General features: G+C 64.2%; 10 protein-coding genes. 6 read left to right on the forward strand and 4 right to left on the reverse strand.

Translation table 11 applies throughout. The features are described from left to right. Positions 1 to 82 precede the first annotated feature (82 nt). From E4S61_RS10595 to E4S61_RS10620, 6 genes are all read left to right on the forward strand, one after another. Positions 83 to 1,330 carry an aminotransferase class V-fold PLP-dependent enzyme gene (locus E4S61_RS10595; protein ID WP_135303905.1) on the forward strand — a complete coding sequence of 416 codons (1,248 nt, stop codon included), beginning with the start codon at positions 83 to 85 and terminating at the stop codon, positions 1,328 to 1,330. Positions 1,331 to 1,566: 236 nt separating this feature from the next. Then, the gene (locus E4S61_RS10600; RefSeq protein ID WP_135303906.1) at positions 1,567 to 1,905 is read left to right on the forward strand and encodes a DUF7130 family rubredoxin-like protein; all 339 of its coding nucleotides are present in this window, start codon (positions 1,567 to 1,569) and stop codon (positions 1,903 to 1,905) included. Positions 1,906 to 1,982: 77 nt separating this feature from the next. Beyond that, positions 1,983 to 2,990 carry an aldo/keto reductase gene (locus E4S61_RS10605; protein WP_135303907.1) on the forward strand — a complete coding sequence of 336 codons (1,008 nt, stop codon included), beginning with the start codon at positions 1,983 to 1,985 and terminating at the stop codon, positions 2,988 to 2,990. Positions 2,991 to 3,287: 297 nt separating this feature from the next. Continuing rightward, positions 3,288 to 3,731, forward strand: a complete 444-nt coding sequence (sufU, locus tag E4S61_RS10610; RefSeq protein ID WP_135303908.1) for a Fe-S cluster assembly sulfur transfer protein SufU — start codon at positions 3,288 to 3,290, stop codon at positions 3,729 to 3,731. Positions 3,732 to 3,785: 54 nt separating this feature from the next. Then, the gene (locus tag E4S61_RS10615; RefSeq protein WP_135303909.1) at positions 3,786 to 4,550 is read left to right on the forward strand and encodes a methyltransferase domain-containing protein; all 765 of its coding nucleotides are present in this window, start codon (positions 3,786 to 3,788) and stop codon (positions 4,548 to 4,550) included. A gap of 48 nt (positions 4,551 to 4,598) precedes the next feature. After that, on the forward strand, positions 4,599 to 5,045 hold the full coding sequence (locus E4S61_RS10620; RefSeq protein WP_135303910.1) for a pyridoxamine 5'-phosphate oxidase family protein: 447 nt from the start codon (positions 4,599 to 4,601) through the stop codon (positions 5,043 to 5,045). A 191-nt stretch (positions 5,046 to 5,236) separates the two neighbouring features. On the opposite strand, the gene E4S61_RS10625 is transcribed toward E4S61_RS10620, so the two are convergent. The 4 genes from E4S61_RS10625 to E4S61_RS10640 form a co-directional block, all read right to left on the reverse strand. After that, a complete protein-coding gene (locus tag E4S61_RS10625; protein WP_135303911.1) occupies positions 5,237 to 7,300 on the reverse strand; it encodes a heme-binding protein in 2,064 nt (687 codons plus the stop codon). A 355-nt stretch (positions 7,301 to 7,655) separates the two neighbouring features. Continuing rightward, a complete protein-coding gene (locus E4S61_RS10630; RefSeq protein ID WP_135303912.1) occupies positions 7,656 to 7,970 on the reverse strand; it encodes a DUF5783 family protein in 315 nt (104 codons plus the stop codon). Positions 7,971 to 8,025: 55 nt separating this feature from the next. Continuing rightward, positions 8,026 to 8,259 (reverse strand): hypothetical protein, encoded by a 234-nt coding sequence (locus tag E4S61_RS10635; RefSeq protein WP_135303913.1) that lies wholly within the window; start codon positions 8,257 to 8,259, stop codon positions 8,026 to 8,028. Between the two features lie 48 nt (positions 8,260 to 8,307). After that, positions 8,308 to 9,762 (reverse strand): single-stranded-DNA-specific exonuclease RecJ, encoded by a 1,455-nt coding sequence (locus E4S61_RS10640; protein ID WP_135303914.1) that lies wholly within the window; start codon positions 9,760 to 9,762, stop codon positions 8,308 to 8,310. Positions 9,763 to 9,838: the final 76 nt, after the last annotated feature.

Here is a 9,838-nt window from a genome sequence, read left to right on the forward strand (position 1 = left end):
TTAGATGGGTGCTAAACGGCCCGTTATGGCGGGTTTAGGCGAACCGAAGGAAAGTTGGCCGTCGAGTCCCTCTGTCTACCCAATGAGTCAAACCGATATCGAGCCGCTCGACGTCGACCGCATCCGGGAGGAGTATCCTATCCTCCAGCGGGAGTTCGACGGGGAGCAGGTCGTCTACCTCGACAACGCGGCGACGACGCAGACGCCCGACCGCGTCGTCGATACCATCGCTCACTACTACCGCCATACGAACGCCAACGTCCACCGCGGGCTCCACCAGTTGAGTCAGGAGGCCAGCATCGCCTACGAGGACGCCCACGACCGGGTCGCCGAGTTCATCGGAGCCTCGGGCGAGCGCGAGGAGATCGTCTTCACGAAGAACACCACCGAGAGCGAGAACCTCGTCGCCTACGCGTGGGGTCTGAACGAACTCGGTCCCGAAGACGAGATCGTCCTGACGGAGATGGAACACCACGCCTCGCTGGTGACGTGGCAACAGATCGCGAAGAAGACCGGCGCGACCTGCCGGTTCATCCGCGTCCAGGAGGACGGCACGCTCGATATGGACCACGCGCGCGAACTCATCTCCGACGACACCGCCATGGTCAGCGTCGTCCACGTCTCGAACACACTCGGCACCGTCAATCCCGTCTCGCAACTGGCCGACATCGCTCACGACCACGACGCCTACATCTTCGTCGACGGCGCACAGTCGGTCCCCAACCGCCCAGTCGACGTCGAGGCCATCGACGCCGACTTCTTCGCCTTCTCCGGGCACAAGATGGCCGGGCCGACCGGTATTGGCGTCCTCTACGGCAAGAAACACCTTCTAGAGGAGATGGAGCCGTACCTCTACGGCGGGTCGATGATAAAGAAGGTGACATTCGAGGACTCGAAGTGGAACGACCTCCCCTGGAAGTTCGAGGCCGGAACCCCGGCCATCTGTCAGGGCATCGCCCTCGCCGAGGCCTGTGACTATCTCGACGACATCGGCATGGAGCGAATCCAACACCACGAGGAACAACTCGCCAACTACGCCATCGAGCGGCTGGAAGACGAAGGTGACGTGGAGATTTACGGCCCGCCCGCGGGCGAGGAACGCGGCGGCCTCGTCTCCTTCAACGTCGGGTCGGTCCACGCCCACGACCTTTCCTCGATCCTGAACGACTCTGCCGTCGCGATCCGGGCCGGCGACCACTGCACCCAACCGCTCCACGACAAACTGGGCGTCGCCGCCTCGGCGCGCGCGTCCTTCTACGTCTACAACACGCGCGAGGAAGTCGACAAGCTAGTCGAAGCCGTCGACGACGCGAGGCAGTTGTTCGCCTAGCGAGGCGCTCCGCGCCTCGAATAGTCGAGCGGGGAGCAAGCGACCCGCGAGACGCCCAACTGACGAGGAAGGTGATACGTTGATCGAAGCCGTCGACGACGTTCTGCGCGAACGAAGTGAGCGCAGAGCCAGCGAGACGAGCGAAAGCGAGTCTCGCCCGGCGCGGCAGTTGTTTGCCTGTGGGTAGTTCGAAACGAGGGGCGAGCCTTGAAGCGTGTCGAAATCCAAACACCTGTATGAGCGGACGAGGTGAAACCCCCGACGAAGAGAACGCGGACGAACCGGAGCAACAGGCGGAATCAGCCACGTTCGGAGAGACTGTCTACAACGCCGACGGAGCAGTTCTCGGGACAATACGCGGCATAGAAGAAGGCGGATTTTTCGTCACCACCCGCGAAGGCGTCGAGAGCCTGAGCATCGAGCACGCCCGTTCCGGTCACGATTTCGGGGAGGCCGAACTCATGTGGCGGTGCACGGTCTGTGGGGAGATGGGTGAGATTGACGAGGGGCTGCCCGACACCTGCCCCAACTGCGGAAGCGAAAAGGAAGCGCTGATGTACTGGACCGAGGACTGACCGCCGCGGAAGACACCGGCCAACGCCACCGCCGCCCGACCATTGAAGCGGCCGCCGCTCGAATGCCTTCGAGACACATGACACTCGAAGACGTGGACCTCGATTACGTCCGACTCGGTCAGACGGGACTGTCGGTCAGCGAACTCGCATTCGGGACGTGGCGCTTCGGCCGCGAGACGGACGAGGGAACGGTCGAAATCGACGAAGAGCGTGCCCACGAACTGCTCGATGCGTACGAGTCCGCGGGCGGGCGCTTCATCGACACTGCCGATGTCTACGGCGGCGGTGACAGTGAAGACTGGATCGGCGATTGGCTCGACGAGCGGGACCGCGAGGAGTTCGTGCTGGCCTCGAAGATTTACTGGCCGACCCGCGAGGACGACCCCAACGGTCGCGGCCTCGGGCGAAAGCACATCCGGCGCAACATCGACCTGATGCTCGATCGGTTGGGAACGGAGTATCTGGACGTACTTTACATCCACCGTTGGGACGAGCAGACGCCGGCCCGCGAACTCATGCACACGCTCAATGGACTCGTCGAGGACGGGAAGGTCAACTATCTTGGCGCGTCGACGTTCGAGCCGAACGCGTGGCGAGTCGCTAAGGCCAACGAGATCGCGAAAAAAGAGGGACTGGAACCATTTACCGTCTCCCAACCCCGCTACAACCTCGTCAACCGCGAGGTCGAAGGGGACTACCTCGACATGTGCCGCGACTACGGTCTCGGCGTTTGTCCGTGGAGTCCGCTTGGACAGGGCGTCCTCACCGGGAAGTACGACCGCGAGGACCGCGAGGCCGAGGACTCGGCGGCCAGCGAGGACGAGGGCTGGAAAGAGGCCTACCTCACCGAGGAGAACTTCGACGTGGTCGACGAAGTCCGCACCGTTGCCGACGAGGTCGATGCCACGCCCGCTCAGGTCTCACTCGCGTGGCTCATGCACCACGACGCCGTCGCCTCGCCGCTGGTCGGTGCCCGCACTGTGGACCAACTCGAAGAGAACCTCGACGCGGCCAGCGTCTCGCTCTCCGACGATCAGTTCGAGCGCCTCGCCGACTCGAAGGGCGGGCCCTACGACGACATCTAATCTGAGCGGTGCGGTGGCCGGGAGCGCGTTTCATCGCGCACCGGGAGACCGAGGGTCTCCCGAGCTAACGGGCGGCGAAGCCGCCCGTGAACGACTCGGGGAAGGGCAGGCCTGCAATAGCATCCGGCGGCTTCGCCGCCGGTTCCCCGAACTCGCGGCGACGCCGCGAGTTCGGCCTTTTTCATCGACGTTTTTCGAGGAGCGGTTCGAGCGCGCTAAAGGCGCGACTCGAACCCGACGAAGAAAAAGGTCGGACGGCAAGCCTTTTCCGCGCCAATGGCGTATGAGACGCTAACAATGGGTATCGGCGGCTCAGATATGTACCGACAGCAGATTCTCGACCACTACAAGAATCCTCGCAACACCGGCGAGATCGAGGACCCCACGTTTACCCACATCGGCGAGAACCCGATGTGTGGCGACGAGATTCGGATGGACGTCGTGCTGAGCGAAGACGAGGAGACCATCGAGCACGTCGCCTTCCGCGGCGACGGCTGTGCCATCTCGCAGGCGTCGGCGTCGATGCTGACCGAGAAGCTACAGGGGATGGCAGTCGAAGAGTTGCGGGAGATGGACCGCGACGACATCATCGATATGCTCGGTGTCGATATCTCTCCGATGCGAGTGAAATGTGCTGTGTTGGCCGAGAAAGTCGCACAGGATGGGCTGGACATCTACTTCGACGAATTGGACATCGAGAAGACGAAGACGGAAGCCGACGACGCCGAGACGCCGGAGTAACGCACCGGCTTCCGCAGGCACACTGTTTTTCCACCGACGGGTCGACGTTCGCCTGTGAGCGACAACGACTGGAATCCCGACGACTACGACGACGGTCACGGCTTCGTCACCGAGTACGGTAGAGACGTCCTGCGACTTCTCGACCCGCAACCCGGCGAGCGGATTCTCGACGTGGGGTGTGGAACGGGGCATCTGACGGCCGCCATCGCCGATAGCGGGGCCGACGTGGTCGGTATCGATGCCACGTCGGCGATGATTGCAAAGGCGCGTGAGACCTACCCCGACCTCGTCTTCGAACAGGCCGACGCTCGCGAGTACGACCCCAACAGCGAGTTCGACGCCGTCTTCTCGAACGCCGCGCTCCACTGGACGCCCGGCACGGATCACGACGACATCCTGTCGATGGCCGCCGACACGCTGAGCGAGGGCGGCCGGTTCGTCGCGGAGTTAGGAGGCGATGGAAACGTCCAACGCATCGTCGACGCACTCGAAGCGGAGCTAGACGAACGGGGGGAGGACGTCTCTCACCCGTGGTACTTCCCGAGTATCGGGGAGTACGCTCCGCGACTGGAAGACCACGGGTTCGAAGTGACGTTCGCCCGGTTGTTCGACCGGCCGACCGAGTTGGAAGGGGGTGCTGACGGTCTGCGGAACTGGCTCGAGATGTTCGGCGACGACTTCTTCGCCGGACTGTCCGAAACTGAACGTGACGACGCTCTCGACGACATCGAGGACCGTCTCCGTGAGGACCTCTTCGACCCGGAGACGGAGACGTGGACGGCGGACTACCGTCGTCTCCGATTCGTCGCCAAGCGGTGAGCCGAGTGGTCGCGCAAACGTTACTCCCCTACCGACCGTACTCGTAACATGGCTATCTCGTCCGAGGTCGTCGACCGCATTGCCGACGCGTCGCTTTCTGCCCACGTCGCGACCAGCGTGGACGACCGGCCCCACGTCGCCCCCGTCTGGTACGTCTTCGAGCCGAGTGACGAGACAGCGGAGAGCGCGACGCTGTACGTCCTCACGGGCGGGAAGAAATTGGAGAACGTCCGCGCGAACCCGAGAGTCGCCGTCTCTATCGAGCGAGCGGACGGCCCCGACGTCGACTGGAGCGTCCAGTTGCTCGGAACCGCCAGAGAAGTCGAAGACGACGAGCGTATTGAACACGTCCAGACGCGAATGGACGAGATTTATCGCAGCGGAGACGAGTCGTCTGAGACAGACGAAGATGGAGAAGCGACCGACGGTGGCGACGAGATAGAGTGGGCCTGTCTAGAGATTCGTATCGGCAGCGCGAGCTATCAGCAGTACTGAACGGAGTTACGCGAGGAAAACGGACGAGCGAGTTCCGCCAGGAAGACGTGCCGTGGCCGGTCGGCTAGCACGTCTCGGCCGCCACCACCCTTTTTCATCGTCGCCTTTCCTCACTCGCTTCGCTCACTCCTGGAAGGCTCCTCGAAAAACGTGGGCGAAAAAACGCTCGTTCGCTCCGCTCACTCGCGGGCCTACGCCAGGAAGACGTGCCGTGGCCGGTCGGCCAGCACGTCTCGGCCCCAGCTCACGGTGTCGGAGAAGGCGTCGGAGCGGAAGAAGTCCATCGCGTCCTCTTTGCTGTCCCACTGGCTGGCGATGAACATGTCGTTCTCGTCCTCGCGGTTGATCAGCAGCGCCGTCTCGCGGTGACCGTCCATGTCTTCTAGAAGGTCGCCGACAGTGGCGAACTTCTCGACGAAGTCGGCCCGGTGTTCCGGCTTGACGGTGTAGAACATCCCCATCGTCCCGAACCCGTCGGACTCGCCCTGCTTACGGACGACGCCCGGCAGGTCGGTGAGATACTCGCTCGCAGTCTCTGCGGCGTCCTCGGTGTCCCACAGCGAGGCGACGGCCGCGGTATCCGCCTCGGGGTCGGCGTAGATGCTGGTGCGGACGTGCGTATCGTAGCGTTCGAACGCGCTCCGGAGATTCGAGACTTCGTCGGCCAGTTTGTCCGTCTCGGCTTCGGAGTAGACGACAAGCGCGTAGACATCTTCGCCGTGGGGTTGGCCAGCGTAGACCCCTTCGGATTCGAGTTGCTCGCGGATGGACTGAGAGGAGGCCGCCGCTTCGGCGTGGTCCTCGTCGGTTTCGCTCTCGCTCCGGCTTTCGTCGTCCGCGTCGCTCTCGCCGAGCGGTCCACCGACTTGCGATTCGATACCGTCCAAGTCGGTGAGGAACCCGGCGGCCGTCTCGGCAGCCTCCTTCGCCGTCCAGATACTGACGACGTGGGCCTGTCCGCTCTGGGCGCGGACGGTGGTCAGAACGTGTCGGTCGTAGTGGTCGAAGCTCTCGGCGAGGTCCTCGACGTCGTCGACGAGGGACTCGGCGTCAGCAGAAGAGCGGAAGATCAGCGCGTAGTCGCCAGCGTCGTACTCCTCGCCCTCGTGGATACCGAGGCGGCCGACCCGCTGGGCGGCGTCCTCGACTTCCTCGAAGTCACCCGAGACGTCGGGGCGGCCGCCGCTGTGACTGGAATCGTCCTCGCCGTCGTCCCCGTCGTGGCCGCGGTCGCTCGTGGGGTGGTCGGCGTCCGCTGCCGCACCGCTGTGGGGATGGTCACCCTCGCCGGCGCTGCCGGGATGGGCGCTTCCGTGACCCTCGGAATCGCCCGCGTGAGCGTGGCCCGCTTCTCGCTCGGCATGAGCGTGGGTCGCCTTGCCGTCTGCGTGGGCGGCCTGTTCGACAGCGAGGTGGTCGTCGGTGGGCACTCGCTGCCCCGCGAGCACCGCGGGCAGGTCCACCGGGTCGAAGCGCCGGCCGACGTAGAACGGCCCGAACTCCGCGTATCGCGACGTCGAGGGGTCGAACCGCATCTCGGTCAGCAGCTCCTTGACGCTGGTCGTGTCCTCGCTCCAGAGCGTAATGCCCCACTCCCAGTCGTCGAAGCCAATAGAGCCCGAAATCATCTGATTAACCTCGCCGCCGTACCCTCGGCCGATGTCGCCGTGGCGCTTGATGTGGGCCGCTCGCTCCTCGAAGGCCGTGTCGTACCAGTTCTGTTCCGGGTCGCGGCGCTTGTCCATCGGGTAGAAGCAGACGAACTCCTCATCTGGAATATCGGGGTGCAGGCGCGACTGGATGTACTGGGCCAGTCCCGAGTCGTCGTCGACCTCGCCGTCGAAGTACTCGCGGGCCTTCTCCGTGTAGCCCGACGCCTCTGTCACCGAGACGTACGAGAACGCCCGCTCGGTGAACTGCGCGAACTCCGTCTGCTCGAAGTGGCGCTCGGCCGCGTCCAGATCGCCCATCGTCGGCCGCAGGTGCAGAATCATCACGTCGGCCTTGTGTCCGAGTACGGTGTAAACAGCCGTCTGACCCTCCTCGGCGTCGTCAGACTTCGTCTGACTGCCTGCCGCGCGTCGCTCGGCAACGTCTTCGACATCCTCGTAGGCCGAGAGGAACTCGACGCCTTCGGAGAGCGCTCGGTCACGGACTCGCTGTGGCGCGTCGCGCCAGGCATCCCAGTCGATTCGCCGACAGTCGTGCAGCACGTACCAGCCCTCCTCCGTCTGCGGGGGCTTGCGTTGGTCCATGTCGGCGGCTTACAGTTCGACAGTAACGAACCTTCCCATGTCGCCGAGGAAAGACAGGGGACTTCTGTGAGACCGTCGAGACAAAGAAGACTTCGAACAGCCAGAAAGCCCCGAACGCTCGTGGGCTACGACTCGCTGCGCTCCTCGGCCAAGGGCCTGCGGTGCTTACGTCATCTCACTCCACGAGCGCGAGGTCGGTTTCACCGACCTCGTCTAACGTGGCGGCGACGCCGCCACGCGTCCGGCCCCTTTCAGTCCCACCCGTGTCGGTTGCTCAACCAGCTATCAGGTGGGGCTTTCTGACTCTAAGCAGTCGTCGTTCGAACAGGTGCACCAGTAACGATAACCCAAAGAACTAGACGTCGAAAATGCGGCGGAGTTGGGATTCGATCTCGGCGACGAACTCGTCGAGTATCGTCTCGGCTTTCTCGTCGTCGGCGATGACGGCGGTCAGGCGGTCGAGCGGGTTCTCGGGCAGTTCGACGTAGAAGCCTTCTGCCTCGTCGTAGAACGGCTCGGACTCGTTGAGAATCTGCTGGTCGATGGCGTGGACGAGTTCGGAGTCGTAGCGGTCGTTCATCACCTCGAAGGCCTGTTTGTATGCCTTCTGCAGTTCCGGGAAGTAGTTCGCGTACTTGTCCTCGAATTTCTCGGGATCGAACTCCGTCATTGGCGGGAGATGGACGCCGGGGAATAAAGGTGACGCGGAGTCGGTCGTCGCATTCTCAGGGGCCCGCCGAGCGAGCCTCCTTCTGGGGGAGGTAGACGACGAGGTACGCGACGAACGACATGCCTACCAGCCCGCCCAGAACGAGGTAGACGCGGATATCCAATCCCACCAAAATATCGAAGATATCCATGATGGTCGCTCGCGGGTCCGCAAAGCCGAACGTCTCTGTGTACGAGAGCAGCGCTGCGAGGACGACCAACACGAGGTCGAACGACAGCCGGGAGTCCATTCGTCCCCGTAATGAGATATGGGGGCGTATAGCTCTTGCTGCCGGGAACTAGTCCAACTGTTCGGCGACGATATCGTCGGCGGCGTCGATGAACGCGTCTTCTTTGCCGGCGGGTATCGTCGCGCCGGCGGCGATGTCGTGGCCCCCGCCGTCGCCACCGACCGACTGAGAAGCCTCGCGCATCACCACCGAGAGGTCGACGCCGCGACCGACGAGCGGGCCGGTTGCGCGCGAGGACACCTTCCGCTCGCCGTCGGCGTCGGCGAAGGCGATGATGGGTTTGTCCGAATCCACCCCGTTCGTGCCGAGTGCCATCCCGGCGACGATGCCGACGATGGTCTCCCGAATCACGTCGCCGGCGTCGAAGTACTGGACGTACTCCGACTGGGTGACGCCGCGCTCTTTGACGAGGTCTAGCCCCTCTGAGAGGTTCCGGCGGTGGTTTGAAAGCAGGGAACGGGCCTCGTCGAGCGGCGCGGCGCGTTCACCGAGACACACCGCCAGCCCCACGTCCGCGCGTTCGTACCGTGCGGTGGCGTTGAGTAGCGTCGAGAACTCGCTGGCGTCGCGCAGTTCCGTACCGGTCGGCTCGGCGGTGAGCGTGTAGGTGGTGCCCACGAGGGACTCTATCTTCGAGGCTGGCACCCCGCGCTTGACCGCGCGCTGGACCAGTGCGCTGGCGACTGTCTGGCGCTCGTCGGCGTCTAAGTCGGCCCACGTCCGCCACTCGCCCTTCGCCTTCAGCTCCAGCCCAAGGTCTTCGAGGAAGCGAGTCGCACCCGCTTGGTCGTTCGAGATGCCCGGAATCGGCACCTCGGTGGCGTATTCGAGGAGTTTCGGAAGCGGGCGGGTTTGCTTGCCGTACAGCGAGAGGTCCGTGCCCTCCGAGAGCACGTCGGCGGCGACGCCCTCCTCGACGATGCCCGTGTTGGCTCCGAGTAGTTCGCCGCTGGTGGCCTGCATGTCGCCGACGGCCCCGACGACGGCCAGCGCCGCGAGGTCGCGGTTGTCACCGTCCTCGGGTTCGAGCGCGCGGGCCAGCGCGTACGCCGCGCCCGCGCCAGAGAGTTCCGAGGCCCCGTTGAGGCCAACCAGCAGGGGGTTGACGTGACACTCAAAGTCGGCGTAGCCGTCCGTGTCGACGACGGCGTCCGAGTGACAGTCTGCGGGGTCGGCCGGTTGGTGGTGGTCGGCGACGACCATCTCGAAGTCGCCCGCGGCGACGTGTTCGGAGATGGCGTCGAGTTGGCCCGAGCCGAAGTCGGTGAACAGCACTGTCTCGTGCTCGCGGGCGGCGATGCTCGCTATCTCATCGGCGTCGAGTTGCTTCTTGAACACCGTCTCGACGGACACTCCGGCGCGTTCGAGTGCCGTCGTGGCGATCGCGGCACTGGTCAGACCGTCGGCGTCGATGTGGGAAGCGTGCAGGACGCGGTCGGCCGACCGCAGGCGTCGTGCGCCCGCAGCGGCGCGTTCGTCGAGTTCGGGAACGGGACCGGCCATCGTGGCAGGGTACGTGCGGATTCGGATATAAACTCCCGGTCGTCGCTACAGCGCTCCCGACGATATTGTTATGGCG

It is taken from the genome of Haloarcula amylovorans, assembly GCF_004681185.1.
In the GTDB taxonomy this organism is placed as follows: Archaea; Halobacteriota; Halobacteria; order Halobacteriales; family Haloarculaceae; genus Haloarcula; species Haloarcula amylovorans.

Excerpts from the sequence above, each read along its gene's own strand:
- E4S61_RS10595 (WP_135303905.1), top strand. The coding sequence starts at position 83 with ATGAGTCAAACCGATATCGAGCCGCTCGACGTCGACCGCATCCGGGAG.
- E4S61_RS10600 (WP_135303906.1), top strand. The coding sequence starts at position 1,567 with ATGAGCGGACGAGGTGAAACCCCCGACGAAGAGAACGCGGACGAACCG.
- E4S61_RS10605 (WP_135303907.1), top strand. The coding sequence starts at position 1,983 with ATGACACTCGAAGACGTGGACCTCGATTACGTCCGACTCGGTCAGACG.
- sufU (WP_135303908.1), top strand. The coding sequence starts at position 3,288 with ATGGGTATCGGCGGCTCAGATATGTACCGACAGCAGATTCTCGACCAC.
- E4S61_RS10620 (WP_135303910.1), top strand. The coding sequence starts at position 4,599 with ATGGCTATCTCGTCCGAGGTCGTCGACCGCATTGCCGACGCGTCGCTT.
- E4S61_RS10625 (WP_135303911.1), bottom strand. The coding sequence starts at position 7,300 with ATGGACCAACGCAAGCCCCCGCAGACGGAGGAGGGCTGGTACGTGCTG.
- E4S61_RS10630 (WP_135303912.1), bottom strand. The coding sequence starts at position 7,970 with ATGACGGAGTTCGATCCCGAGAAATTCGAGGACAAGTACGCGAACTAC.
- E4S61_RS10635 (WP_135303913.1), bottom strand. The coding sequence starts at position 8,259 with ATGGACTCCCGGCTGTCGTTCGACCTCGTGTTGGTCGTCCTCGCAGCG.
- E4S61_RS10640 (WP_135303914.1), bottom strand. The coding sequence starts at position 9,762 with ATGGCCGGTCCCGTTCCCGAACTCGACGAACGCGCCGCTGCGGGCGCA.